Source organism: Paraburkholderia sp. DD10 (assembly GCF_049177125.1).
Lineage (GTDB): Bacteria > Pseudomonadota > Gammaproteobacteria > Burkholderiales > Burkholderiaceae > Paraburkholderia > Paraburkholderia terricola.
Map to the genome: position 1 here is coordinate 39,970 of NZ_CP185393.1, position 24,948 is coordinate 64,917.

22 protein-coding genes are annotated in these 24,948 nt (G+C 61.1%); 16 read left to right on the forward strand and 6 right to left on the reverse strand.

Annotation, left to right across the window (positions count from 1 at the left end; all coding sequences use genetic code 11):
* The first annotated feature begins 63 nt into the window (after positions 1 to 63).
* The 6 genes from ACOCG7_RS15555 to ACOCG7_RS15580 all read left to right on the forward strand — a co-directional run bounded on the left by ACOCG7_RS15555 (position 64) and on the right by ACOCG7_RS15580 (position 5,062).
* Complete coding sequence (locus tag ACOCG7_RS15555) at positions 64 to 642, forward strand: YqgE/AlgH family protein (RefSeq protein ID WP_073431379.1); 579 nt, start codon at positions 64 to 66, stop codon at positions 640 to 642.
* Entirely contained in the window at positions 639 to 1,079 is a 441-nt protein-coding gene (gene ruvX, locus ACOCG7_RS15560) for a Holliday junction resolvase RuvX (RefSeq protein ID WP_073431380.1), read from the forward strand. The genes ACOCG7_RS15555 and ruvX overlap by 4 nt, the downstream gene beginning before the upstream one ends.
* Positions 1,066 to 1,608: a bifunctional pyr operon transcriptional regulator/uracil phosphoribosyltransferase PyrR gene (gene pyrR, locus ACOCG7_RS15565; protein WP_114161953.1), complete on the forward strand. Its 543-nt coding sequence runs from the start codon at positions 1,066 to 1,068 to the stop codon at positions 1,606 to 1,608. Before ruvX ends, pyrR begins: the two co-directional genes overlap by 14 nt.
* A 148-nt stretch (positions 1,609 to 1,756) precedes the next feature.
* Positions 1,757 to 2,782 (forward strand): aspartate carbamoyltransferase catalytic subunit, encoded by a 1,026-nt coding sequence (locus ACOCG7_RS15570; RefSeq protein WP_073431382.1) that lies wholly within the window; start codon positions 1,757 to 1,759, stop codon positions 2,780 to 2,782.
* Positions 2,783 to 2,909: 127 nt separating this feature from the next.
* Positions 2,910 to 4,190 (forward strand): dihydroorotase, encoded by a 1,281-nt coding sequence (locus ACOCG7_RS15575; RefSeq protein WP_114161954.1) that lies wholly within the window; start codon positions 2,910 to 2,912, stop codon positions 4,188 to 4,190.
* A gap of 35 nt (positions 4,191 to 4,225) precedes the next feature.
* Positions 4,226 to 5,062: a lysophospholipid acyltransferase family protein gene (locus ACOCG7_RS15580; protein WP_114161955.1), complete on the forward strand. Its 837-nt coding sequence runs from the start codon at positions 4,226 to 4,228 to the stop codon at positions 5,060 to 5,062.
* 74 nt (positions 5,063 to 5,136) lie between these two features.
* Here ACOCG7_RS15580 and ACOCG7_RS15585 read toward each other — a convergent pair whose 3' ends face one another.
* Entirely contained in the window at positions 5,137 to 6,021 is an 885-nt protein-coding gene (locus ACOCG7_RS15585; RefSeq protein WP_114161956.1) for a symmetrical bis(5'-nucleosyl)-tetraphosphatase, read from the reverse strand.
* A 201-nt stretch (positions 6,022 to 6,222) separates the two neighbouring features.
* Here ACOCG7_RS15585 and ACOCG7_RS15590 point away from each other — a divergent pair, with 201 nt between their 5' ends.
* From ACOCG7_RS15590 to rfbD, 5 genes are all read left to right on the forward strand, one after another.
* Positions 6,223 to 7,134 carry a GDP-mannose 4,6-dehydratase gene (locus tag ACOCG7_RS15590; protein WP_083085717.1) on the forward strand — a complete coding sequence of 304 codons (912 nt, stop codon included), beginning with the start codon at positions 6,223 to 6,225 and terminating at the stop codon, positions 7,132 to 7,134.
* 434 nt (positions 7,135 to 7,568) lie between these two features.
* Entirely contained in the window at positions 7,569 to 8,630 is a 1,062-nt protein-coding gene (rfbB, locus tag ACOCG7_RS15595; protein WP_114161957.1) for a dTDP-glucose 4,6-dehydratase, read from the forward strand.
* A 10-nt stretch (positions 8,631 to 8,640) separates the two neighbouring features.
* Positions 8,641 to 9,534, forward strand: a complete 894-nt coding sequence (rfbA, locus tag ACOCG7_RS15600; RefSeq protein WP_073428794.1) for a glucose-1-phosphate thymidylyltransferase RfbA — start codon at positions 8,641 to 8,643, stop codon at positions 9,532 to 9,534.
* A complete protein-coding gene (gene rfbC, locus ACOCG7_RS15605; RefSeq protein WP_073428795.1) occupies positions 9,519 to 10,070 on the forward strand; it encodes a dTDP-4-dehydrorhamnose 3,5-epimerase in 552 nt (183 codons plus the stop codon). The genes rfbA and rfbC overlap by 16 nt, the downstream gene beginning before the upstream one ends.
* A gap of 10 nt (positions 10,071 to 10,080) precedes the next feature.
* Complete coding sequence (gene rfbD / locus ACOCG7_RS15610) at positions 10,081 to 10,983, forward strand: dTDP-4-dehydrorhamnose reductase (protein WP_114161958.1); 903 nt, start codon at positions 10,081 to 10,083, stop codon at positions 10,981 to 10,983.
* Here rfbD and ACOCG7_RS15615 read toward each other — a convergent pair.
* A complete protein-coding gene (locus ACOCG7_RS15615; protein ID WP_083085722.1) occupies positions 10,980 to 11,876 on the reverse strand; it encodes a glycosyltransferase family 2 protein in 897 nt (298 codons plus the stop codon). The genes rfbD and ACOCG7_RS15615 overlap by 4 nt on opposite strands.
* Positions 11,877 to 12,040: 164 nt before the next feature.
* On the opposite strand from ACOCG7_RS15615, the gene ACOCG7_RS15620 reads away from it, so the two are divergent.
* The 5 genes from ACOCG7_RS15620 (at position 12,041) to ACOCG7_RS15640 (ending at position 18,179) form a co-directional block, all read left to right on the forward strand.
* Positions 12,041 to 14,647: a glycosyltransferase family protein gene (locus ACOCG7_RS15620; RefSeq protein WP_161553680.1), complete on the forward strand. Its 2,607-nt coding sequence runs from the start codon at positions 12,041 to 12,043 to the stop codon at positions 14,645 to 14,647.
* Complete coding sequence (locus ACOCG7_RS15625) at positions 14,635 to 15,606, forward strand: CgeB family protein (RefSeq protein ID WP_114161959.1); 972 nt, start codon at positions 14,635 to 14,637, stop codon at positions 15,604 to 15,606. The genes ACOCG7_RS15620 and ACOCG7_RS15625 overlap by 13 nt, the downstream gene beginning before the upstream one ends.
* Positions 15,606 to 16,565, forward strand: coding sequence for a glycosyltransferase family 2 protein (locus tag ACOCG7_RS15630; RefSeq protein ID WP_114161960.1), 960 nt, complete (start codon positions 15,606 to 15,608; stop codon positions 16,563 to 16,565). Before ACOCG7_RS15625 ends, ACOCG7_RS15630 begins: the two co-directional genes overlap by 1 nt.
* A gap of 80 nt (positions 16,566 to 16,645) precedes the next feature.
* A complete protein-coding gene (locus ACOCG7_RS15635; protein WP_083085726.1) occupies positions 16,646 to 17,452 on the forward strand; it encodes an ABC transporter permease in 807 nt (268 codons plus the stop codon).
* A 7-nt stretch (positions 17,453 to 17,459) separates the two neighbouring features.
* Positions 17,460 to 18,179 (forward strand): ABC transporter ATP-binding protein, encoded by a 720-nt coding sequence (locus ACOCG7_RS15640; RefSeq protein ID WP_027801963.1) that lies wholly within the window; start codon positions 17,460 to 17,462, stop codon positions 18,177 to 18,179.
* A gap of 101 nt (positions 18,180 to 18,280) precedes the next feature.
* Here the strand turns inward: ACOCG7_RS15640 and ACOCG7_RS15645 are convergent, their stop codons facing one another.
* The 4 genes from ACOCG7_RS15645 to ACOCG7_RS15660 form a co-directional block, all read right to left on the reverse strand.
* On the reverse strand, positions 18,281 to 19,333 hold the full coding sequence (locus ACOCG7_RS15645) for a methyltransferase domain-containing protein (protein WP_114161961.1): 1,053 nt from the start codon (positions 19,331 to 19,333) through the stop codon (positions 18,281 to 18,283).
* Positions 19,334 to 19,392: 59 nt separating this feature from the next.
* Positions 19,393 to 20,625 carry a glycosyltransferase family 4 protein gene (locus ACOCG7_RS15650; RefSeq protein ID WP_114161962.1) on the reverse strand — a complete coding sequence of 411 codons (1,233 nt, stop codon included), beginning with the start codon at positions 20,623 to 20,625 and terminating at the stop codon, positions 19,393 to 19,395.
* Positions 20,618 to 23,365, reverse strand: coding sequence for a class I SAM-dependent methyltransferase (locus ACOCG7_RS15655; protein WP_114161963.1), 2,748 nt, complete (start codon positions 23,363 to 23,365; stop codon positions 20,618 to 20,620). The genes ACOCG7_RS15650 and ACOCG7_RS15655 overlap by 8 nt, the downstream gene beginning before the upstream one ends.
* 167 nt (positions 23,366 to 23,532) lie before the next feature.
* Positions 23,533 to 24,672, reverse strand: coding sequence for a hypothetical protein (locus tag ACOCG7_RS15660; protein WP_114161964.1), 1,140 nt, complete (start codon positions 24,670 to 24,672; stop codon positions 23,533 to 23,535).
* Positions 24,673 to 24,948: the final 276 nt, after the last annotated feature.

Sequence of the window (24,948 nt, forward strand, 5' to 3'; positions counted from 1 at the left end):
CGCACATCGCGGTCCCATGCTCAAAGCCCGCCACACTGCATCGTCTTTGCTAAAATCCGAACTATGTCCAAGAGTAACGATCGCATCAATCTGACCAACCAGTTCCTGATCGCCATGCCGAACATGGCCGATCCGACGTTTTCGGGAACGGTGGTCTACCTTTGCGATCACAGTGAGCGCGGCGCGCTCGGTCTCGTGATCAACCGGCCGACCGATATCGACCTCGAAGCGCTCTTCAGTCGCATCGATCTCAAGCTCGAGATCGAACCCCTTCTTCACGTGCCCGTGTATTTCGGCGGTCCGGTGCAAACCGAGCGCGGCTTCGTGCTGCACGATCCGAAAGACGGCAACGTGTACACCTCGTCGATGTCGGTGCCGGGCGGGCTCGAGATGACCACATCGAAAGACGTGCTCGAAGCCGTCGCGAGCGGCACCGGTCCGGAACGTTTCCTGCTCACGCTCGGCCACGCCGGCTGGGGCGCGGGCCAGCTCGAGGAAGAAATTTCGAAGAACGGCTGGCTCACAGTGGAAGCCGACCCGAAAATCGTCTTCGACGTGCCCGCCGAAGAGCGTCTCGAAGCCGCGCTCGCGCTGCTCGGCATTTCGCTGTCCATGCTGTCGGGCGAGGCGGGCCACGCATGAACCTGCCGGCCGGACGTGAGGCGACGCTGCTTGCGTTCGACTATGGTGAAAAACGCATCGGCGTGGCCGTCGGCAATTCGCTGACGCGCCACGCGCGGCCGCTCGTGATCGTGCCGAACCGCAGCCGCGAATACCGGTTCGAGGCGGTCGGCAAGTTGATCGCCGAGTGGAAGCCCAACGCGTTGGTGGTCGGCTTGCCGATGCATCCCGACGGCACGCCCCATGAAATGACCCAGCTTGCGAAGCGCTTCGGCAATCAGCTTAACGGTCGCTTCAACCTGCCGGTGACGTGGGTCGACGAGCGCTATTCGTCGGTCGAGGCGAAGGCGGGAATCCGCGCCGGCAACGGCCGCGCCGACATGCTCGACGCCGAAGCCGCCAGCATCATCCTCCAGCAATATCTAGACGGACTTTCCGACGATCATGAGTTCCATTGACGCCGAAGCGCTTTATCGCGCGTTGCTCGAGCAGATTCGCGCCGTATATGGCGAGAAGCTCGGCGCGGGGCAAGACGGTGCGCAAGGCGCCGTGCTGGCCGGCATCTATAGCGGCGGCGCATGGCTCGCCGAGCGGCTCGCGCGCGATCTGAACCTGCCGAGCTTCGGCGTGGTGAACGTCGCGCTGCATCGCGACGACTACGCGAAAAAAGGCCTGCACTCGCAGGCGAGCCCGACCTCGCTGCCGTTCCCGGTCGACCAGTCCCGCATCGTGCTGGTGGACGACGTGCTCTACACCGGCCGCACCATTCGCGCCGCGCTGAACGAGCTATACGACTATGGCCGTCCGGCGTCGGTCGAACTGGCGGTGCTGGCCGATCGCGGCGGACGCGAGTTGCCGGTGGCGGCGCGCTTTGTCGGCGGCACGGTGAACGTGCCCGCCGACGCGACGCTCGTGCTGGCTCGCGAAGAGGGCGGCGCGGCGGGGCAGCAGCGTTTCACTTTTCACACCGAGGCACGCGTCGACTGAACGCGGCTTTGCACGCTGCGCGAAACCGTCATTGACTACCCGCGGGCGCACCGCGTTTCGCGCAAAGGGCCGGCGTAGCCGAAAACCACGCAAGCAGTCCGCATCGACATCGATCACGTTGAAGCCCGTATTTGAAGCAGGTACACCCATGAACACCGCCACTCAGGCTCCGAAGGATCCAGCCGATAGCGCCACCGAGCGCTTCCGTCATGGCTTCCTGAAGGGCAACCCGCAGCTCACGAAAAACGGCGAGCTCAAACATCTGTTGTCGATCGAGGGCTTGCCGAAGGCGATCGTCAATCACATTCTCGATACCGCCGAGCAGTTCGTCAGCGTGACCGATCGCGAAGTGAAAAAGGTGCCGCTCCTGCGCGGCAAGTCGGTGTTCAATCTGTTCTTCGAGAACTCCACGCGCACCCGCACCACCTTCGAGATCGCCGCCACGCGGTTGTCGGCGGACGTGCTGAATCTGAACATCAACGCGTCGTCCACGAGCAAGGGCGAATCGCTGCTCGACACGATCAACAACCTCTCGGCGATGCATGCCGATATGTTCGTCGTGCGTCACGCATCGAGCGGCGCGCCGTATCTGATCGCCCAGCATTGCGCGCCGCACGTGCACGTGATCAATGCCGGCGACGGCCGTCACGCGCACCCCACGCAAGGGCTGCTCGACATGTACACGATCCGCCACTACAAGAAGGACTTCACCAATCTGCGGGTGGCGATCGTCGGCGACATTCTGCATTCGCGGGTCGCGCGCTCCGACATTCATGCGTTGACCACCCTCGGCGTGCCGGAAGTGCGCGCGATCGGTCCGCGCACGCTGTTGCCGGGCGGGCTCGAACAGATGGGCGTGCGCGTGTTCCACAATCTCGACGAAGGCTTGAAGGACGTCGACGTCATCATCATGCTGCGTCTGCAAAACGAGCGGATGAGCGGCGCGCTGCTGCCCTCGGCGCAGGAGTATTTCAAGAGCTGGGGCTTGACGCCGGAGCGCCTCGCGCTCGCGAAGCCCGATGCGATCGTGATGCACCCCGGCCCGATGAATCGCGGCGTCGAAATCGATTCGCAGGTGGCCGACGGTCCGCAGTCGGTGATCCTGAATCAAGTGACGTTCGGCATCGCGGTGCGCATGGCGGTGATGGGCATCGTCGCGGGCAATCACGATTGAACTTGCCGGTTTCGAGCGCGGTCACGCAACGGGTGTCACGGCGCGCCGTCAGCACGACGGCACGGCAGCGTGCGAACCCGCGGCAAGTCACGCGAAACCTGGCTGAACACTGAACACAAGGCAGCGCATGAAGATTCATATTCAAGGCGGCACGCTGATCGATCCGGCAGCGGGCACCGAACAACAGCAAGACATTTTTATCGCGGCGGGCAAGATCGCCGCGATCGGCAACGCGCCTGCCGATTTCCAGGCCGAGAAAACCATCGACGCAAAAGGTCTTTCGATCGCGCCGGGCCTGGTCGACCTTGCCGCGCGCTTGCGCGAGCCGGGCTATGAGCACAAGGCCACGCTCGAATCGGAAATGGCCGCGGCGCTCGCGGGCGGCGTGACCAGTCTCGTGTGCCTGCCGGACACCGATCCGACGCTCGATGAACCGGGCCTCGTCGAGATGCTCAAGTTTCGCGCGCGCAATCTCGATCAGGCGCACGTCTATCCGCTTGGCGCATTGACCGTCGGTCTCAAGGGCCAGGTAATCACCGAGATGGTCGAACTGACGGAAGCGGGCTGCATCGGCTTTTCGCAGGCCGACGTGCCGGTGGTCGACACGCAGGTGCTGATGCGCGCGCTGCAATACGCGAGGACCTACGGCTACAGCGTATGGCTGCGTCCCGTCGATGCCTATCTCGGCAAGGGCGGCGTGGCCGCGAGCGGCGCGTTGGCGTCGCGCCTCGGGCTCTCGGGCGTGCCGGTGTCGGCGGAAACCATCGCGCTGCATACCATTTTCGAACTCGTGCGCGTGACCGGCGCGCGGGTGCATCTGTCGCATGTGTCGTCGGCGGCGGGCATTGCGCTGGTACGCGCCGCCAAGGCCGAGGGCTTGCCGGTGTCATGCGACGTCACCGTGAACCACGTGCACCTGATCGACCTCGACATCGGCTATTTCGACGCCCAGTACCGGCTCGATCCGCCGCTGCGCCAGCAACGCGATCGCGACGCGATCCGCGCGGGACTCGTCGACGGCACGATCGACGCGATCTGCTCCGACCACACCCCGGTGGACGACGACGAAAAGCTGCTGCCGTTCGCCGAAGCCACGCCGGGCGCGACGGGTCTCGAACTATTGCTGTCGCTGACGGTGAAATGGGCCGACGAAGCGGGCTTGCCGCTCGCGAAGGCGTTCAACCGCATCACTGCGGCGCCGGCCGATGTGCTGAACCTGGAAGCCGCGGGCCGCATCGCGGTGGGCGGCGCGGCGGACCTGTGCGTGTTCGACCGCCACGCGCATTGGCTCGTGGAACCGCGCGCGCTGAAGAGCCAGGGGCACAACACGCCGTTCCTCGGCTATGAACTGCCGGCGCGCGTGCGGGCGACCATCGTGTCCGGCCGCATCGCGTTCGAACAGCGCTAACATCCGCGGCATTGCCCGTTACGGAAAGCTCCGACATGAAGCTCGCGTTACGCAAGGCCCGTCTCATCGCGCATCTGCTGCACGGCATGTGGATCGTCGCGACGCGCTTTCCTAAAGCCGGCCCGGACCGGCGTCATGCGCTCAATCGCGCATGGTCGCTGAAAATGCTGCGTTTGTGCGGCATGCGGCTCGTCGTGCATAACGACGGTGCGCGCCTCGACTGCGGCGCGCTGGTGGTCGCCAATCACATCTCGTGGATCGACATCTACGTGATCAATGCGTGGCGGCCCACGCCGTTCGTGTCCAAGGCGGAGATTCGCAATTGGCCGCTGGTGGGCTGGCTCGCGCAGCAATTGGACACGGTGTTCATCCAGCGCGAGAAGCGCAGCGACGCGAAGCGGATCATGCATGAGCTCGCCGACCGCTTGAGCGCCGGTGAACTGATGTGCGTGTTCCCCGAAGGCACGACGTCCAATGGACTCGCGCTGCTGCCGTTTCACGCGAACATGTTTCAGGCGGCGGTATCGGCCTCGGCGCCGGTGCAGCCGCTGTGCATCATGTACGAGGACGCGCAGGGCCGGCAATCCACCGCGCCCGCCTATATCGACGATCTGTCGCTGGCGGATTCGCTGAACCTGCTGTTGCGCGGCGGACCCTTGACCGCGCATGTGTATGTGGGTGCGCCGCTGGCGCCGGGCGCCGACCGGCGCACGCTGGCGGCCGAAGCGGAAGCGGTCATTGCGGCTGCGTTGCGGGAAATGCAAAGCGGCACGGCGAGCGCCGGTGCCGTGTGTGCCGAGGAAGCCGCAACGCCTGCCGCGGCGCATGCGCTGGTCGAAGAGCCAATCGACCAGCAGGGCCGCTCGGCGTAACGGTCAGTCGCTTCGGCCGACAGACGGATCGTTGCGCCGCGATGAGCCGGCGGTTCTTGCCAGGCACAACCGGCTCAATTACCGGTGCCAGCCTCGCGGCAAGGCTCGCAATCGACCTGCGTCAGCGTGCGCTCGGCGGGATTGGGCGCGAGGCGCACGGCCGACAGCTTTTCGCCCCATACGCAGCCGGAGTCGAGTCCGATCAGGTTGTCGCGCAAGGTCAAGCCGACTGCGGCCCAATGGCCGAACACCACGGTGACGTCGGCGGTTTTGCGCGACGGCACGTCGAACCACGGCAGGCAACCCGGCGGCGCGGCGTTCAGGCCGCCGCTCGTGCTGAAATCCATCGCGCCATCGGCGGTGCAGAAACGGATGCGTGTCAACGCGCTGCACGTCAGCCGCAAGCGGGTGATGCCCTTCAGGTTGGGCGTCCAGCGGTTCGGCTCGTTGCCGTACAAACCGGCGAGCGTTTCCTTCCAGCTCGGCGCGCGCAGCGCGCGCTGCAATTCGTCGGCGAGTTCCATCGTGAGGTCCGCGTCCCACTGCGGCAGGACGCCCGCGTGCACCATCAGCATGCCGTTGTCGAAGTGCGCGAGCGGGCGGTGGCGAATCCATTCGAGCAGTTCGGGGGCGTCCGGCGCGGCGAGGATTTCGTCGATCGTGTCGCCTTTCCTCGACTTGCGAATTCCCGCCGACACCGACAGCAAATGCAGATCGTGATTGCCCAGCACCGGCACGGCGAGCTCACCCATCGCGATGACGTCGCGCAGTGTGGCGAGCGATTCCGTCCCGCGATTGATCAGGTCGCCGGCGAACCACAGCGGCGTGCCCGCCGGCGGCGCGGCCTTGGCCAACAGCCGCTGGAACGGCGTGCGGCAGCCTTGCAGGTCGCCGAAGGCGAGCGGTGGCGGGTGCGGCTGGGAAGCGGAGTGGGCGCTGGAAGTGCTCAAGGGTGTCATCGAGGGATTCGGTGCAGTTTGATACATGCGGTTACGCATGCGACGTGGCGCGGTGGGCAGTGCAACATCGTAGCGTGACATAATAGCCCGTTTGAAGCGCGGGCATCGCGCCATGCGCCGTCAGGCGCAGCCGGAAGGGCACAGCGCTGGCGCCCACGCGATATTGCGGCACAACAGGATGACCTCGTGAACGGAGAAAGCATGTCGACCTCTCATGCGAAGCAACCCATCCGCACGCTCGTCACCGGGGCGAGCGGCTTCACTGGCCGTTATCTGGTCGACAACCTGCTCGGCCGCGGGCATACGGTGATCGAAACGATCGCCGGGCGCGACGAGCCGGAAACGCCCACGCGCCTGCGTCTCGACATCACGTCGCCGGATGCGTGCCGGCGCGTGATCGAAACGGCGCGGCCCGACTACATCGTGCACCTCGCCGCGATCAGCTTCGTGGGTCATAACGATCCGCTCGACTTTTACCGCGTCAATGTAATCGGCACGCTCAATCTGCTCGAGGCCTGCTCGGCCGTCGGTCATACGCCGCGCAAGCTGCTGATCGCGAGCAGCGCGAACGTATATGGCAATGTGACGAGCGACGCCATCGACGAGAGCTTTCCGGTCACGCCCGTCAACCACTATGCCGCCAGCAAGGCGGCAATGGAAACAATGGTGCGGACGTGGTTCGACCGGCTGCCGATCCTGATCGTGCGGCCGTTCAACTATACCGGTCGCGGGCAGGCGTCGAACTTCCTCGTGCCGAAGATCGTCGAGCACTTCGCGCGGCGTGAACCCTCGATCGAACTCGGCAATATCGACGTTGCACGCGATTTCTCGGACGTGCGCTATGTGGCAAGCGCTTATGAAGCCTTGCTCGATTCCGAGGCCGCTGCCGAAACGGTCAATGTCTGCACCGGCACGCCTTATACGCTGCGCGACATTCTGTCGGCGGCGAGCGATCTCACCGGGCACGAACTCGAGGTGCGGGTCAATCCCGCGTTCGTGCGACACACCGACGTGAAAATGCTGGCGGGTTCGCCGGCCAAGCTGCGCTCGCTGGTGCCGAAGGTCGAGGCGATTCCGTTCATGGATACGCTGCGCTGGATGCTGGCCGCTTAAGCGGCTTGAGCGGCTTGAGCGGCGGCATTCGCGCCAGTCCGTTGCCATTCGTGCGCACGCGCTGAACGCGGTGTCCACCCGGCGCACGCCATGCGCACACACTGACTTGCTCTCACCGCATATTCCGCACGCTGTCTCCCCCGGACGCTGCGGCTGTCTCGCGGCGCTCCACGACACTCGGCACGACCTTACGCCGAAATAGTCGCACTCCAGATCATCCGAAACCAAACCTGTCAAGCTGTTTCAAGTTGTTAGGGCGCTAGTTTTTGCCCCGAGCGGCTTTATAATCGGGGCTTCATAAGATTGGCGTCTGAACGCCTGCTCGCCGTGCAGCAAGGCGGCGCGGGCGTCACGAGAATCGGACATCACACTGCGAGGTGTGGCAGGCCGGCGAACCGATTCCGACCTGCCACTAACATCTAGAAGGGAATTTCATGATCCTGGTAACGGGCGGTGCCGGCTTTATCGGCGCCAATTTCGTGCTCGACTGGCTCAACGCGTCGGACGAAGCGGTGCTGAATGTAGACAAGCTGACCTACGCCGGCAATCTGGGTACGCTCAAGTCGCAACAGGGCAATCCCAAACATGTCTTCGTGCGCGCGGACATCTGCGATCGCGCCGCGCTCGACGCGCTCCTTGCCGAACACAAGCCGCGTGCCGTGCTGCACTTCGCCGCCGAAAGCCACGTGGACCGTTCGATTCACGGCCCCGCTGATTTCGTGCAGACCAACGTGGTCGGCACGTTCACGTTGCTCGAAGCCGCCCGCAGCTACTGGAACACGCTGGCCGGCGATGAGAAGGCCGCCTTCCGTTTCCTGCACGTCTCCACCGACGAAGTGTTCGGCTCGCTCTCCGCCACCGATCCGCAATTCTCCGAAACCACGCCGTACGCGCCGAATAGCCCGTACTCGGCGACCAAGGCCGGTTCCGACCATCTGGTGCGCGCCTACCATCACACGTATGGTCTGCCGGTGCTCACCACGAACTGCTCGAACAACTACGGTCCGTACCAGTTCCCCGAGAAGCTGATCCCGCTGATGATCGCCAACGCGCTCGGCGGCAAGCCCCTGCCGGTGTACGGCGACGGCCAGAACGTGCGCGACTGGCTGTACGTCGGCGACCATTGCAGCGCGATCCGCGAAGTGCTCGCGCGCGGCACGCCGGGGGAGACGTACAACATCGGCGGCTGGAACGAGAAGAAGAATCTCGACGTGGTGCACACGTTGTGCGACCTGCTCGATCGACTGCGTCCGAAGGCGGGCGGCTCGTATCGCGACCAGATCACCTATGTGAAGGATCGTCCCGGCCACGACCGCCGTTATGCGATCGACGCCCGCAAGCTCGAGCGCGAACTCGGCTGGAAGCCGGCGGAAACGTTCGAGACGGGCCTCGCCAAAACGGTTCAGTGGTATCTGGACAATCAGGAGTGGTCCGACGAAGTGGCGTCGGGTGAATACCGCAAGTGGGTTGAAACCAACTACGCGCAGCGCGCGTAAGGGCACGGCAATGGCGCGCAAAGGCATTATTCTCGCGGGCGGATCGGGCACACGCCTGTATCCGATCACGCACGTCGTTTCCAAGCAGCTGCTGCCGGTGTACGACAAGCCGATGATCTACTACCCGCTGTCCACGCTGATGGTGGCGGGCATCCGCGACGTGCTGATCATCTCCACGCCGCAGGACACGCCGCGCTTCGAAGCCATGCTCGGCGACGGCAGCCAGTGGGGCATGAACATCCAGTACGCGGTTCAGCCTTCGCCGGACGGCCTCGCGCAGGCGTTCATCATCGGCCGTGATTTCGTGGGCAACGATCCGTCGGCGCTGATTCTCGGCGACAACATTTTCTACGGCCACGATCTCGCGAAGCAGCTGGAGCGCGCCGATCAGCAGGATCATGGCGCGACCGTGTTCGCCTATCACGTGCACGATCCCGAGCGATACGGCGTGGTCGAATTCGACAAGCAGTTCCGCGCGCTCTCGATCGAGGAGAAGCCGCTCAAGCCGCGCTCGAACTACGCGGTTACGGGTCTCTACTTCTACGACAGGCGGGTGTGCGATATCGCCGCGGACATCAAGCCGTCGCCGCGCGGCGAGCTTGAAATCACCGATGTCAACTCGCGTTATCTGGCGGACGCCGCGCTCAATGTCGAAATCATGGGGCGCGGCTATGCGTGGCTCGACACCGGCACGCACGATTCGCTGATCGAGGCGGCGACCTTCATCGCGACGCTGCAGAAGCGCCAGGGCCTCGTGGTCGCCTGTCCGGAGGAGATTGCCTACCGCCAGCAGTGGATCGACGGCGAGCAGTTGCTGACGCTCGCCAGGCCGCTCGCGAAGAACGCCTACGGGCAATATCTGCAAAACATTCTTACGGATCAAGTCGCATGGCCATCCAAGTAACCGCTACGGCGCTGCCTGAAGTGAAGATCATCGAGCCGAAGGTGTTCGGTGATGCGCGCGGCTATTTCTACGAGAGCTTTAATGCGCTGGAGTTTGCCGAACACGTGGAAGCCGGCGTGACGTTCGTGCAGGACAACCATTCGCGCTCGGCGAAGGGTGTGTTGCGCGGGCTGCACTACCAGATCCAGCATGCGCAGGGCAAGCTCGTGCGCGTGGTGGAAGGCGAGGTGTTCGACGTGGCCGTCGACATCCGCAGGAGCTCGCCGAATTTCGGCAAGTGGGTGGGCGTGACGCTCTCGGTGGACAACCACCGGCAACTGTGGGTGCCGCCGGGTTTCGCGCACGGTTTCGTGGTGTTGTCGGAGTCCGCGCAGTTTCTCTACAAGACCACCGACTACTGGTTCCCCGAGCACGAGCGCAGCATCGTCTGGAACGATCCGGCGATCGGCATCGAGTGGCCGATCGACGCCGAGCCGTTGCTGGCCGCGAAGGATGCGGCGGGCAAGCGGTTGGCCGATGCCGAGCATTTCGCGTGAGGATGGTTGAATGACTACACGGAAACCCGCGACTATCCTGCTGACTGGCGTGAATGGCCAGGTCGGCTTTGAACTGGCGCGCAGCCTTCAGGGTCTGGGTCGGGTTGTCGCGCTCGATCGCGGCCGTCTCGACCTTGGCAATCTCGATCAGGTGAGGAGCGTCGTGCGGGAAGTCAAGCCGACGTTGATCGTCAATCCCGCCGCGCACACGGCTGTCGATAAAGCGGAAAGCGAACCCGATCTGGCAATGCGCCTGAACGCGGAGGCGCCCGCGGTTCTGGCGGAAGAAGCCAGGCGATTGAACGCGGCGTTGGTTCATTATTCAACCGACTACGTCTTCGACGGCACGAAGATCGGCGCTTATGTCGAAGACGACGCGGTCAATCCTCAGAACGTGTACGGCAAGAGCAAGCTTGCCGGCGAACAGGCGATCGCGGCTTCCGGCTGCTCGCATCTGATTTTCCGCACGAGCTGGGTGTACGGCACGCGCGGCAAGAATTTTCTGCTGACGATGCTGCGCCTCGGCGCGGAGCGCGATGAACTGAGCGTGGTGGCCGACCAGATCGGTGCGCCGACATGGTCGAACACCATCGCAACGTTGACGTCGAATGTACTGTCGCAATCAGTAGTAGGTGATCCCGACGACTGGTGGAAGCGGAACTCCGGCGTGTATCACCTCACGGCTTCAGGCGCAACGTCGTGGCATGGTTTTGCGCAAGCGATCTTCGACAACTCGACGTTGGCGAAAAAGCCCACGGTCAAGCCGATTCCCGCCGCTTCCTATCCAACGCCCGCCGCACGCCCGGCCAATTCGCGGATGTCGAACGATAAGCTGTATGCGACGTTCGGAGTCAAGGCGCCGGAATGGGAAGACGCGTTGCGGCTGAGTCTCGACTCACTCGTGCGTTCTTAATCGAGCTTGCCGCCTTTGCCGCGAAGACCGTCGCAGATACCCTTGCTCATCATTACGATGTCTTCACGCCGGCGACTGGACAGCAGGGCGAAGATAACGAATTTGATCGCTAGCCTGCACAGTTCGTTGACTTTCCAGCTGAGTGAAATGTAAGGGCGGCGGCAAAGCAGCAATGCGTTGCGATAGTAGTAGTAACGTCGGATCGGCTTGTGAACCGCGAGGCGAACGGTTGCGACTTCAAGCGCCTTTTCGCCAATGGTATGCGTCATCGTGACGTCGTAGGCGCCATAGCTTTGATAGCCTTTCGCCTTCGCCCGCAAGCCCCATTCGATATCCACGTAGTCGATAAACAGGTCTTCGTCCATTGGACCGACTTTCGTAATCGCGGCGAGTGATATCAGTGCGCCCGACGTGATGAGATAGTCGGCTGTCGTGACTCTCGGCCCGCCATCGTCACGCTTGCGGCGCGGGAAACCATGATGGAACTCGATAAACGGCAGGTAATAGCCGCGGTTGGTCTCGAAGAAGTACGGGCCGATCTGCGCAAACGGGGCGCGCGACGCGAGTTGGTCGGCATGTGTTTCGAGCCGCTGGATCATGTCGTCGAGCGGGGTGCTGTCCTGATCGAACAGTGCGCAGAACTCACTCGTCGTGTGCGTCTGAACGGCGGTGAAGCCGCGATTCAGAGCCGCTGAGATTCCATTGTTCGACGACAGGCGGATGATGCCGGTCACGACGGGTTCGAGCGCTGCATTCCATGCCGGGAAATTGCTGGACGCGTTGTCGATGATGAACACCGCTTGAACCTGCGGCGCAAGATGCTTCGCAAGACGCAGAAGCGCTTCGGCTTCCGGTTCGTAGGTGACAATGACGGCTGAAGTTCGGTTTGACACTACTGGGAATTCCTGTCGGGATCGAGAGCGAGGGTAATCGAAGAACGAGGAGTGGTCAATTCAGCCGTCTGCTGCGCGACGCGTAGCTGGCGCTCGTATAGCGACCGCTTGGGCTGGGGCACTGAGGGCGTGGCGTGCCGCGTTTGAACTGATGTTAGGAAAACATGCAAGCTGACAAATTTCGCATCGTGTTGCTCGATACGAAGTATCGAAATCCGAACCACTATATTTGTATCGCGCTGGGTAGCGCGTTCGAGCGCAATCCCGATGTCGAGTTTGTCAGGAAGGCCGATCCGCTCGATGCGCTGAGCGTCGCGCACGAGCATCGCTGCAATCTGTTCGTTGCTTTCGACGGCGAGGAACTCGACGCGATTCTCTGCGAGCGTTTATCCACGTTGTGTGGCCGTTCCGTCCTCTGGGTCACGGAAGATCCTTACGAGATCGATGTCAACGGTCGTCATTCGAAGCTGTTCGATCTTGTCTTCACCAACGATTCGGCCAGTGTCGACAACTACGGTCCCAAGGGACGTCATCTGCCGCTCGCGGGGGCAACCGAGTTTCACGACCACGCCGTGATTCCGGCCGACAAGCCGCTGCGGTACGAGCTGTTTTTCGCCGGGACGGCATGGCCCAATCGCACGGCGTTCGTTCGCTCGGTATTGAGAGACATACCCCCCAACTGGCGTTTCAAGCTTGCGCTGCCGACCAACGAACATCTGCCGCCGCGCGACGTCGACATGCCCGAGAGCATGTTGTCATGGCGAACGTCGCCGGTCGACTTCGGGCGCTTTGTGAATCACAGCGCGGCGACGGTCGTCTTGCCGCGTAAATTTTCAGCTTCGGGTACGCGCGATTTTGCCGAGACGCCACCTCCGCGCCTGTTCGAAGCGGCGCTAGCGGGCGGAGCGCAACTCGTCCATGGTTCGCTGGCGGAGGTTGCGCACTCGTTTGCTCCCGAGCAGGAGATCCTGTTTTTCGACACCGAGCGCGAATTCATCGAGAAAGCCACGGTGCTGGTCAACGATCGTCCCTACCGTAATCGCATCGCGCAAGCCGCGCGGGAGCGCGCTTTCCGCGACCATACCTATGACCGGCGTGTTGCGACGATCCTCGATCACTCGCGGCTTCTCACGCCTGCAAAGCCAGTCGAATGGCGTGCCGGCAACGAGCCCGCAGCCGCCGGTGCTTCCGGTAGCAAGACCCGCAAGACGCTCCTCTTCGTCTGTCACAACATGGTGGAGCGCGGCAACTTTGGCGGAGTGGAGGTGTATCTCGACCGGATGCGCACGGCGCTGCGCGAGGAGTTCGATGTCCTTTTCTACGTGCCTGGCGAGCGCGGTCATCACCATGAAGCCCATCTGCTTTCGCACGATTACACCGTGCTAAAAAGCGTCAAGTTCAGGGAAGGGTATAGCCCGGTGTTGATGGCATCGGCGGAACGCGAGCAAGCGTTCTATTCGATTCTTGTCGACTACCAGATCGACCTGGTTCACTTTCATCATTTCATCGGCCACGTGCCTTCGCTCGTTTATGTGGCAAAGGGCTTGGGTGTGCCGACCGCGATCACCGCGCATGATTTCTTGCCGCTCTGTAATGAGTTCAATCTGATCTCATTCAACGGGCGCTTTTGCGGCGCGCCGAAGGTCTCGCTGGCGCAATGCGACACCTGCCTGCTGGAGAAGCATTCGATTCCGCCAGGCTCGCAGGCCACACGCCGGAATTTCTGGAATGGCGTGCTGGGCGCAACAGACGTATTGGTGTTCAACACCGCCGGCACTCGCGACATATTGAGCGACGTTTACCCGGCAGTGCGCGAGCATCGCGGGCTCAAAATAGTCCCGGTCCCGATTCATGACGACGTGCCGCGCCGAACTGCGTCCGGTCGGCCCGCGGGGGAAATCCCCACCGTGCGAGCTTCGCAACCGACGCAAGCCGACTCGACGAAGTCGTCCGGGCCAACCACGCAGGTCGAGCAAGGCGGACAAGGCGGCCGACCCACACTGAAAGTGGCGATTCTCGGCAATTTGACGCCCGAGAAAGGGGGCGACGTTCTGCTTCACGCATTCGCCGGCCTTGCCGATGCGCCTGTCGAATTCCATGTGTTTGGCCGCGTCAACCTGGGCTATGAGGAACTCACCGATACCGCTCGGTATCCCAACATCACGCTGCATGGCTCATATTCCGCGGATGACATTCCCGAGGCTTTATCCGAATGCGAAGTCTCGGTTCATGCATCGATCTGGCCCGAGACCTATTGCCTGACGCTCTCAGAAGCGTGGCAGCAGGGCATCGTGCCGATCGTCACCGACATCGGCGCACTCGGTGAACGCGTGTCGCATGGCGTGAACGGCCTCAAGGTTCGCGTGCAGAGTGAAGGCGATCTGATCGACGCCATTCGCTTATTGGCGGAAGACCGGCATCTGCTCGCGAAGCTGAAGGCGAATATCACAAGCGGGCTGTATGAAACCTTGACCGCGCATGTGGAAGCGTTGAACGCCGTGTACAGCCCGTTACTTCGTTCGTTGCCCGCGCAGTCGACCCAGCATGAGCCGCCGAAACGGCTTCCCGTGCTCAAGGACTACGGCATCGTCCTGCAATCGAATGCGTGGACCCATCAGACGGTGGGGCGGACGCGAATTCCGCGGTGGCGGCCCGCCGGTCCGCGCGGCGGCAGGGCCGTCCGTGTCTATCAGTTCTATAAGGAAAGAGGACCGGTGCAGACATTCAAGCTTTTTGTTAAACACGGCAAGAGGATTCTATGGCGCCGATAGAACGCGTACTGGTTTGCGGTGCGTCGCTGGATGCCGTCAACAATAACTCGGTGTTGCGTGGTTACGTGGGCCGCGGCTTCGGCGAGGTGCTCGGGGATGCCGCGGTGCGCACTTCTTCGCTCGAAGCAGCCGAGCAGATTGCGGCGGAGTTCTCGCCCCAGCTCGTGGTCGTATTCGGCTCGTGTATGCCGCAGACCTCCATCTATCATGGGCTGCGCAACCACTGCGCGCGCTCCGGCGCCGTGCTGAGTTTCTGGTTGCACGACGATCCGTACGAATTCGACTATCACTACAAGATTCTGGACGTCGCGGACATCATTTTCTCGAACGATCGCTGGGCCGCCACCCATTATCAGCACCCGCACACGTACCACGTCCCGCTCGCGGCTGATCGCGACGCTCACTTTCGCGAGACCGGCGGCATCAAGGACCGCGACGTGTTTTTTTGCGGAGTCGGATTCCCGAACCGTCAGCAGTTGCTGCGCGACTGCGCGCCGCGGCTCACGGGTTTGAAGGTCGAAGTGCTCGGCGATGGCTGGCCCACCGATATCGCGTTTGCCCGTAATGAGCGAATTGCGAATTCCGCGCTGCCCGATTGGTCGGCGAGATCGCTTGTGACGCTGAACATCGGGCGTCGCTATAACCTTGCAAACGAGCGCTTCAATCTCGATGCATCGACGCCCGGTCCGCGGACCTTCGAGGCAGCAATGGCAGGCGCTGTGCAGTGCATGTTCGTCGAAGGGCTGGAGATACTGGACTATTTCGATCCCGATAACGGTGAGATTCTCCTCTTCGATTCCCCCGAAGAGTTGCGTCGGCAAGTCGACGCGTTGCGCGACGATCCCGAACTCGCGATCCGCTATAGCCAGGCGGCACAGCGCCGTGCGCTTGCGGATCACACGTACAGGAACCGGGCGGAACTCATCCTGAACACGGTTCGTTCGGTCACGCGCGCGTGATGGCCGAAGATCCAACGAGCGAGCCAACGGCGGACCGTCTTGCGGCGCGGCAGACCGGTGAAAGCCGCATCTTCGCGGTCGTCGTCACGTTCAATCCGGACGCGGTTTGTCTTGCCGAACTGGTCGCGGCCACGCTTGCACAAGTCAGCGGTCTGGTGATGGTCGATAACGGCTCGCGTGAGGACGTGTCCAGGTTTTCGCTTCTGGAAAACGATCGCATCGTGTTCCTTCCGCTCGGGCGGAACGCCGGTGTTGCTGCGGCGCAGAACGCCGGCATGGAGTTGGCCAAGGCACACCACGCGACCGACATTCTGCTTCTCGATCACGACAGCGTGCCCGACGGCAGCATGGTGGCGCGCCTGCTTCGAGCGCGCCAGCAACTGTCCAGTCAAGGCATCCCGGTGGGTGCCGTCGGTGCGGTGGCGGTCGACCGTCGAACCGGCAAGCGCGCGCCCGTCGCGCGATCGCGTGAGGGCCGCGCTTCATTTGCCGTTCCCGCGGTTGACGCAGGACCGATCGAAGCCGATTATCTGATCGCCTCGGGAACGCTCATATCGATCGAGGCATTGTCGGCAGTGGGCCCGATGAACGAATCGTTTTTTATCGACCAGGTGGACGTGGAATGGTGTTTTCGAGCCGCCGCGCGGGGCTTGAGGCTGTTCTGCGAGCCGGCGGCTTTGCTTCACCATGCGATAGGCGAGCGCGTTATCCGCGTGTGGCTGTTCCGGTGGAGAGAGCTGAGCGTGCATGCGCCCCTACGTAACTATTTCTTCTTCCGCAACACGCTTGCCTTGTTCCGGTCGGGGCTGGTTAGCGCGCCGTGGAAGAGATACTGGACGCGCGTGCTGGTGCTGTCGTTTGTCGCTCAGACCTTGTGCGTGGCGCCCCGCGCAAAACGGCTCGCGGCGATGACGCGCGGAATCCGCGACGGGCTCAGAGCCGAAGCGGCGGCGCCTTAGCGGCTCTGCAGCGCTGGTATGCGACGGCTTCGGAAGAAGTGCTTCAGATACAATACTCGTTCGTAATTTGCTGGAATCGTATGGAACACGACAACACCCTGAAAAGCTACGGTGGACTTCGCGAGTTTCTCGCGGCACTGGCCACGCCGCATCTTTGGGCGCTACTGGCCTGGTACGACATCCGGCAACGTTATAGAAGGTCCGTTCTCGGCCCGTTTTGGGTAACGCTTTCGACTGGCGTCATGATCGGCACGATGGGCCTGCTTTGGTCAGTGCTTTTCAAGAGCGACGTGCGCGCCTATCTGCCGTTCTTTGCAGTCGGTAATATCGTCTGGACGTTCTATTCGACGCAGATCAATGAAGCCTGCCTGGGCTTTACGCAGTTCGAGAACATCATCAAGCAGATCCGCTTCCCGATGGCGGTTTATCTGCTGCGGATCCTGATGCGCAATCTGATTATCCTGGCGCACAACTGCGTCATCATTATCGTTGTCCTGGTGTGGCTCGCTCCGCCGTTGACCTGGGTCGCCTGGCTCGCATTGCCCGGACTGCTGCTCGGCAGCGCGGCAATGATGGGCGCCTCGCTGATCGTGAGCGTGTTCTGCACGCGCTTTCGCGATATGCCGATGATCGTGCAAAACCTGATGCTGGTGATGTTCTATATCACGCCGATCATCTGGCGCCCCTCGGCGCTCGGTCCGCAGCATCAATGGGTCGCCACCTATAACCCGTTTGCGCATTTGATCGAGATCGTCCGGGCTCCGTTGATCGAGGCAAGGTTTCCTGTCGAGTCGTGGCTGTGGTCGCTGGCAACGGCGGCAATCCTCCTCATTTTTGGCGTAATGCTGCAAGGTCGCTTCAAGGACCGCATTGCGTATTGGCTTTGATTAATTGATGACTGAATCTTATATTCGCGCGACGAACCTCCTGGTCGAATTCCCGATCTACAACGCGTCGCATAGATCGCTGCGGAAATCGTTGCTTAGCGCAACGACCGGGGGACGGGTCGCTTCCGACGCGGGGCGCCGCGTTACCGTGCGCGCCCTCGACGACGTTTCGTTCGAGCTTCGGCCGGGTGACCGGGTCGGTCTCGTGGGGCACAACGGCGCGGGCAAGACAACCATGCTGCGGGTTCTGGCGGGCGTGTATCCGCCAGTGTCCGGACGCCTGGTCGTGAAAGGCAGCATCGTATCGCTGATCGACATGTCTCTCGGCATGGAACCTGAGGCGACCGGCTACGAGAACATCTTTCTGCGCGGAATCATCATGGGTTTGCGGCCCGCCGAGATCGAGGAAAAGCTCGACGAAATCGCGGCTTTCAGCGAACTCGGCGAAGACTTCCTGAACATGCCCGTGCGTACCTACTCGAGCGGCATGATGTTGCGTTTGGCATTTGCGGTGTCGACCGCGGTCAAGTCGGACATCGTGCTCATGGATGAATGGCTCTCCGTGGGCGATGCGTCGTTCAACGACAAAGCCGCAAAGCGCCTCACTCAGGTTGTCGAGGAATCGGCCATTCTCGTTTTGGCGTCGCACTCGCCGGACATGGTCAAGCGCATGTGCAATCGGGTATTTTCATTCGAGCACGGCAAGATTACCGAGATATCGGTGTGAACGTATCGCTTGCGCAGGCCGTTGAACGGCGAGATAGCAGGGCGTCCGCCGCTCCCGTCAATCGTGCGCGGAACGGGAGCAACAACCACTCGCCGGCGTGTTTATCGACTGGCGCGTCTATTGAGCGTGGTTTTCATTTTTCTTAGCGGCTCGGTCACTCGCCACGAACTCGAGTGATGTATCGACTCGATGGTCTTGAGCGCGTTTTGCAAGCGAGCCTCGGTAACGTTGAGCGTCTGTTGCAGTCGCTCGACGTCGGCTTGGGTTGCCGCTAACGCTTCTGTCGCCATCGACAACTGGTTGGTGAGATCGCTGATAGCGGTGCTCTCGGCGGTATCGGGAGCCTCGACATTGCACGTCTCGGCCATGCGTCGCCAGCTATCGACGACACGTGCCCTATCTTCACAGGGGCGGAGGGCGACGAAAAACTCTATGGTGTCCCGCTCCGTGTCGAAAAACTGTTCGCAACTCAAGGATACGAGCCCCGCCGCGGCCAATTGCTCCATCAACGTTGCGAACGAATAAGGGGTAAAAACCCAGCAGTGCGCATCGCAATACACGCCTGTTTCCAAAGCGTTCTTCGCGCGCTCTAATGTGCGACGCACATCGGCGGTTCGGCTCAGGTTCTCGGCGTGAATGTCGCCTCGCCACGCGGCCATGGCATCGATTGGAATGGCATTCAGAAAATAGTCGAGAATGAAATAAGGCTGTGGCGCTCGAGGGTGCGTCAGATGAGCCGCCAGAACTTCCGCGAGTTGGGTTTCCCTGCGGAGAAAATCAAAGGTAAAGCGTCGGTCCGGCACCGCGAGTCGGATTTCACCGGAGGGAGACAAGACTGAATGGAGTTCATTGAGCCAGGCAACCAGGTCCGGGACATGTTCCACGACATGGGATGCGATGACGAAGTCAATTTCCCGGTTCAGGGACTCTTTTAATGTTTTTGCTCCCCAGATAACGTCGGTCTCGACGATCTTTGCCGGATCGACGTGGGGATTGCCGTGATAGTGCCGTCTAAGTGTGTCGGCGTCGGCGTAGTCCACGTAAATGACCGCTGCATCGGCCTTGGTCAATATCGGATTGCAGAGGGCTCCTATCTCGACGCCGACGGCCGTTTGTAGATCCAATCCATCAATCAATTTGCCTCTGCGGTCCATGCATGTCTCCGGTTTTAGGGCGCCCTCCGTCGTCTTGCGAACGGCGGGGCGGGGCGCGCCTAGAGTTGAGCTAATGCTGCTTCGGGACTACTCATCTGGTCGCTGTGGGGTGAAATCTGTTTGCCGAAAATGGTGTTGACGATTGTCTTGCCATATTGGTCCCAGCCATAGTTCTGCTTCGCGTAGTCGAAACCGGCTACCGCCATTTTCGCGTACTCGTCCCTGTCGCGTAATAGCATCAGCGCACGCGACAACTTGGCTTCCCACTCGTGAGACTTGGCGAGAAACCCGGTCTTTCCATCGACGATCGAATTGCGGAATGTGAAGATCGGCGTGGCTATCGAGATCGTGCCGGCAATCGCCGCTTCAAAAAACTTGAGTTCGGATTTGCAGTTCGTGAACGTATTGTCGATGAGTGGCGCAATATTGATTTCGGTTTGCGCGATTAGCTGCTGAAGATTCAGATAATCCTGGAGCGGGTATCGGTCGATGCGATCCGCGTACTGTTCGAGCGATGGCCCCGGTTGCAGGAATCCGACGATCACCAACCGAAGGTCGTCGTCTTGCCTGAGCAACTGCGCTAACGTTTGCGAAACCACGGCGAAGTCACGGTTATGCGTGGGAGATCCGCTGAAATAGCCTATGTGGTATGGAGCGCTCGACTTGAAGCCAGTGACTTCCTTGCGCCTGAAAAGTCGCTCTGATACCGCCTGCTGCTCGCGGTTAAGAAAATTGGGTATGACGCCGACGGTGACATGTGGCGCAAAAGTCCGTATCTGCTGCGCCAAAAATGTATTGGTCGTAATCGCGCCATCGCACGCCCGTAACAAAGCACCGTTTCGCGAGCAATAAGCGAAGAAATCGTCGAGCACAGGTTCCTGGTCGACGTCCCGGTCCAGCGTGTCCAGGACCAGATGCACGTAGTCCGCGTTGAACACCAGATCGTCGACGTCGTACAGCACTCGCACGCCACGGTTTTTCGCGTGGGACACCAGTTGCGCAATACACGGCGCGTATCTGGTGCGGCAAAACACGAGCGCATCGACTTGATCGATCACCGCGTGCATTCTCTTTATGTCGCCGTAGTGGAACCAGGACGCGGACACCTCGCCTTCCGCGTTGAGCGCCTCGACCATATTGAAAATTCTGTACCGGAACGTGCTGTTGTCTGGCCTTTCATAGAAATAGGCGACACGCGTCGGCGCGGTGTTCAGCATCGAAAAGCGCTGTTCGAACGTGAGGTGCCACGGGTCACTGTATTCGATACGGTCCGTGAGGGCAGACTCAAACATGACGCCCCTCCGAGCCCGCGTCAGGGTAAAGCTGGTACAGGCATTGGCTTAGAGATTCGGACCAGTTTTCGCCGATCTTGTTTTGAGCGAAGTTCGCCGATCTTCTCACTGGATCGTTTGCCAATGCCACGGCTTTGACGATTTCCTGCTTGAGGCTGCTCACACTGTGATCGGCGCAGAGAATGTTGCGGGAATATCGTTCCAAAGACTTCTTGAGCCCGCTTCGATTAGTGACGACAACGGCGCCCGTAGCCGCGAGATCAAGCGGCGGATAGCTGGGATGGGGAGTATCCATGAGGCACAGTCCAACGTCCATGGTCCGCACCAGATCGATATAGTCTTGCCACGGCAGATTCTGGTGAAAGAACGGCCGAATACCATGAGGCAGTTCGATGTCGTGCATATCCTTGCCAACGAAATGGAACTCCCACTGCTCGGCGGGAAGCGTTCCATCTTCCAGGCACGCGCTAATCGCTTCGAGGCCTCTCCAATACAGATTGCGAAGGTTATGCGGGCGAGCGTAGAAAAAGAATCGACGCACGCCGTTCGTCGCCTTCGGATGGTTCTCGCCGTTAAACAGTGTCGGAAATGCGGGTTCGAACCACGCGCCGTTCCGCGATACGTTCGCAAGTGCATCAGGACCGGTTGTCAAATGATCGAATAGCATCCTGGTGTTGATCACGATGCGAATGTCCGGATCGCTGACCGTTTCAATGCAGCGAAGTCGCTCATCGCCGTGCGCATAGAACATTCGCTCATCTTCCTGCATCAGATAAATAATGCGGTCCGGGTGAGCTATCTGTCGCACCGATCTGGTGGTCCACCATGAGGTGGTGACGAACAGTTCGTCGGGTCCTACCGGTACTTCGTGTCCACCGGTTATCCCCGAGAAAATGAAGTCGATGTTGTCGTGCCAGTCGATATTGTTCAGTTTGAGGATATGCCCGAATGCATTCGGATCAGCCGGTTCGCTTCGCGTAACGAGGCGCAACCGTGCGCCGATGTGCTTGGCCAGCGAAGCCGCGAACACGATCGAGGTGCCGACCCCGCCGAACAAACTACCGGGGCCAATGCTATCGGTAACCAAGGTGACGCGCCTCGGCTCGCCGGTCACCGCGTACGTGCGCAATGGGGCGATTGACGCAAAGTGTTGGCTGAGTAAATCGCGGACGTCGATCGGATGACGGATTCCCTGCGCCGCATGAACATACGTATTCGACGCTACGGAAGGCGAGCGGGAAACCGGTTGAATGGCGCGATTTTGTTCTCGTCCATACTTTTCGTAGTGGACGAGAGGATTGAGTTGCATTGCCGCAGCATCCGCGTAGTGGCTCAGATACCAGTTGGCGTCGAACTTGAGGCTGGGATTTCTGCGATCGGTCCAGACCACCGCGTAGTGCAACGCGGGCGGCAGACCGGAGGCTGCGACATCGGGGTATTGAGAGACGTACCAGGCGGCGTCGAAAAGAGGAGAGCGGCTGATGATGGCCGCGGCCTCCGTTCTTTGCCTGCGCTCCACGAGCTTGGTGCGGAGTTGGCCTCGCAGCGACCAGAACACGACCTTGGCGGCGCGGACGGCATTGCGATGCACTGCCGGGTGTGAAGTAAGAAAGCTTCGAGCCGGGCTTGTCAGGCGCCAGAATATGCTCGATTCGATCGCCATGCGTTGCGCCCGCTCATCGGCGAGCGCTTTCTCCACTTCTGGACGAACTGCCGGAGCGGCATGAATGCGCTCACTCATCGCCGCTATCTCGCGCGCATGATCGTCCCGCTCGCGTCTGAGCGTTGCTTCGAGTTTGGCGGCACGCGCGTTGGCGGTTCGCTCCCTGACCTCGGCCTCCACGACATGAGCGGCCATCTGCCGCTCGCCGACTTTGGCCTGTTCGAGTTCCGCGTTCGCGGAAGCTCGCGCGTCGTTCAGAGCCTGGACGTGTGCTTGAGCCTGAGCGCCCGCGTATTCGATATGTCCTTTTTCTCTTTGCTCCGCTTCCCAGCGTCCGCCTATCAGGGCGAACCGGTTGCGGACCGTCGCCGCGTCCGCATTGCCGAGTGCGCACAGCGTGCTGACGCTTTCACTGACATTCGCGCCGACGGCAAGGACGCCGAGACCATGCGCATGAAGAAACTCGAACGACGGAAATTGCGTTCGCAGTTCCGCCCATAATTTCCATACGCCGAAATCGTCATGTCGCTCGTTGGTGTCGTGAAACAGAACGACGGCTCGATCGCTTAGCTTGCTTTTCCAGGTTTCGAAATCGTGCTTGACCGCTTCGTAGGTATGGAGACCGTCGATATGAAGCAGATCGATCGTTCCATCCGCGAAATGCGGTGCCGCGTCGTCGAACGTGCAGCGCATGAGCGTGGAGAATGCCGCGAACTTGGTGCGGTGATACTGATCCAGATCGGCAAAGATCTGGTCGCCGTATCGTCCTGCGTGCGGGTCTCCGGTCCAGGTGTCCACCGCATAACAACGCGTATTGAGGCCGAGGCGCTCGATGGCCAGGCAGAACGCGGCGTAGGAAACGCCCGTATGAGTGCCCAGTTCTACGAATAGCCTTGGCTTGACCGCACTTATGATCCAGTGCGCGAAGGGAATATGCCCGCTCCACGCGCTATGCGCATCAATTCGGTCCGCTACCCAAAAAAGAGGGTCGAGCCGATCATCGTACAGTCGTTGGACGGATAGATCGGGGAGGTCGGCCGGTCCAGCGGTACCGACAGGCAAGTTGGCCGTATTCATGCGCCTCGAGATATTGTTGCGAAAGGAGGCACAAATTATATCCAGAGATTACGGCGGCTTGTCGTTCGTTACCACGAAAGGTCATTTCACGGGCACCGCTGGCGCCGGTGCGGCCCGCCTGGCAGCGGCCTCCGGGCGAATCGATCCGCGAAGAACGCGGATATGCGCTACGATCTGCCGCGGACTCGCCGGGCAATCACACGGATCGGTTCGGTGACGCGCCACGAGGTGGAGTCGCGTAGATGGGCGATCGAATGTTCGAGCGCCGCGATTCGAGCACTGGCTTCTGTTCGCTCATCTCGCGTTCTTTGTTCGTAATCCTGCTGTAACTGCTGCTCAAGCTCGCTGGCGTGCATTCGCGCTGCTTCTTCATGCGCTTTCAGATCGGCTTCCGCTCTGGCTTGTGCGTCAGCCGCTTCCCGTATCGTTTGTTCGAGTTGTGAGCGGAGCCCCTCTTTCTCCGCGGACAAACGATCGGCGAGTGCGCTCGCTTGCTCGGCCTGACCTTGCCAGTGAACCGCGTCCGCCGACCTGGCCTTGACTTCGCCTCGCAGGCGGGTGAGTTCGCGTAAAAGCGCCGCGCGATCGAGCGTTTCATGCGACGGAAATGAGACCTGGCTCTTCGACAGCTTCTCCGGTTGGCCCGACTGCGCCTGTTGCTTTGCAGCTTCGCCAATCTCCTTGCCGGCTCTCACCTTGCCGGAATCCGCGATCCTCGAGTGGACAGCGTTCGCGTCCTGCCGATTGATGCGGGTCTGCAGAATCGGTTCGAGCTTGGACCAGAGATAATCTCCTTCCTCGACGAGCCGGGGGAAGTCCAGAAAAATCATCGGGACATCTTTTTTGACGAGCGCCCTCACCGTTTCATGGAAACCCAAGGCGAGGATTCGCGCCTGGTCGATCGGATTGAGCGAATAGACGATGCCGCCGGGCGTCTGGCCCCAGGTCTCCCATTGCGCCACCTGGGGATCCACGTTTTCGTTGCCGTAGCGAGCGCGCATTTCGAGTATGACGCGGCTTGTCGCCGCCTCGACGATGTCGCGCATCGGCATGATGACCGCGTCGAGGGTGATGTCGGTCCTCGCCATCAGGTCGTCGACCACCTCGAACAACCACGGAGACTTGACGATGTACGGCAGCGCATGGCCGGCGATCGGCGTGTCTTCCAGGCCCGCGTTTGCGTTCTCATCGAGCTTGTCGTCCGGGTTCGCCGCCAGATGCGTTTCCAGGCCGCAGGCGGCGAGATATTGAACGAGAAAGCTGGTGCCGGCACGTCCGGTGCCGGCGATAATTACGTGGTGGCTCATATTTAGCGGCTAAAGACGCGAATCGATTTCGACGGGTGGCGAATTGTACAAGAGGAGCCCCGGCGGGCCGTCAATCGAGCTTTCATCGCTCTCGTTTTCCTCAATGGGCATTAATTGTCCAATTTACTTAACGTTTGACAACCCCCGACCTCGGCGTCCCATGCTTACCGTGGCTTACCCGGCTTGCCGCGACGTCTTGCCGAACCACGTGGCGTGCATATTCAACGCAATTTTTCTGTTTTATGCCGCTATCCGCATGCCGTTCGAGTAACAAAG

Coding starts and splice junctions, on each gene's coding strand:
- ACOCG7_RS15590 (WP_083085717.1), top strand. CDS start 6,223: ATGTCGACCTCTCATGCGAAGCAACCCATCCGCACGCTCGTCACCGGG.
- ACOCG7_RS15575 (WP_114161954.1), top strand. CDS start 2,910: ATGAAGATTCATATTCAAGGCGGCACGCTGATCGATCCGGCAGCGGGC.
- ruvX (WP_073431380.1), top strand. CDS start 639: ATGAACCTGCCGGCCGGACGTGAGGCGACGCTGCTTGCGTTCGACTAT.
- ACOCG7_RS15630 (WP_114161960.1), top strand. CDS start 15,606: ATGGCCGAAGATCCAACGAGCGAGCCAACGGCGGACCGTCTTGCGGCG.
- ACOCG7_RS15645 (WP_114161961.1), bottom strand. CDS start 19,333: ATGGACCGCAGAGGCAAATTGATTGATGGATTGGATCTACAAACGGCC.
- ACOCG7_RS15660 (WP_114161964.1), bottom strand. CDS start 24,672: ATGAGCCACCACGTAATTATCGCCGGCACCGGACGTGCCGGCACCAGC.
- rfbA (WP_073428794.1), top strand. CDS start 8,641: ATGGCGCGCAAAGGCATTATTCTCGCGGGCGGATCGGGCACACGCCTG.
- ACOCG7_RS15640 (WP_027801963.1), top strand. CDS start 17,460: ATGACTGAATCTTATATTCGCGCGACGAACCTCCTGGTCGAATTCCCG.
- rfbC (WP_073428795.1), top strand. CDS start 9,519: ATGGCCATCCAAGTAACCGCTACGGCGCTGCCTGAAGTGAAGATCATC.
- ACOCG7_RS15580 (WP_114161955.1), top strand. CDS start 4,226: ATGAAGCTCGCGTTACGCAAGGCCCGTCTCATCGCGCATCTGCTGCAC.
- ACOCG7_RS15585 (WP_114161956.1), bottom strand. CDS start 6,021: ATGACACCCTTGAGCACTTCCAGCGCCCACTCCGCTTCCCAGCCGCAC.
- ACOCG7_RS15625 (WP_114161959.1), top strand. CDS start 14,635: ATGGCGCCGATAGAACGCGTACTGGTTTGCGGTGCGTCGCTGGATGCC.
- pyrR (WP_114161953.1), top strand. CDS start 1,066: ATGAGTTCCATTGACGCCGAAGCGCTTTATCGCGCGTTGCTCGAGCAG.
- rfbB (WP_114161957.1), top strand. CDS start 7,569: ATGATCCTGGTAACGGGCGGTGCCGGCTTTATCGGCGCCAATTTCGTG.
- ACOCG7_RS15570 (WP_073431382.1), top strand. CDS start 1,757: ATGAACACCGCCACTCAGGCTCCGAAGGATCCAGCCGATAGCGCCACC.
- ACOCG7_RS15620 (WP_161553680.1), top strand. CDS start 12,041: ATGCAAGCTGACAAATTTCGCATCGTGTTGCTCGATACGAAGTATCGA.
- ACOCG7_RS15635 (WP_083085726.1), top strand. CDS start 16,646: ATGGAACACGACAACACCCTGAAAAGCTACGGTGGACTTCGCGAGTTT.
- rfbD (WP_114161958.1), top strand. CDS start 10,081: ATGACTACACGGAAACCCGCGACTATCCTGCTGACTGGCGTGAATGGC.
- ACOCG7_RS15555 (WP_073431379.1), top strand. CDS start 64: ATGTCCAAGAGTAACGATCGCATCAATCTGACCAACCAGTTCCTGATC.
- ACOCG7_RS15655 (WP_114161963.1), bottom strand. CDS start 23,365: ATGAATACGGCCAACTTGCCTGTCGGTACCGCTGGACCGGCCGACCTC.
- ACOCG7_RS15650 (WP_114161962.1), bottom strand. CDS start 20,625: ATGTTTGAGTCTGCCCTCACGGACCGTATCGAATACAGTGACCCGTGG.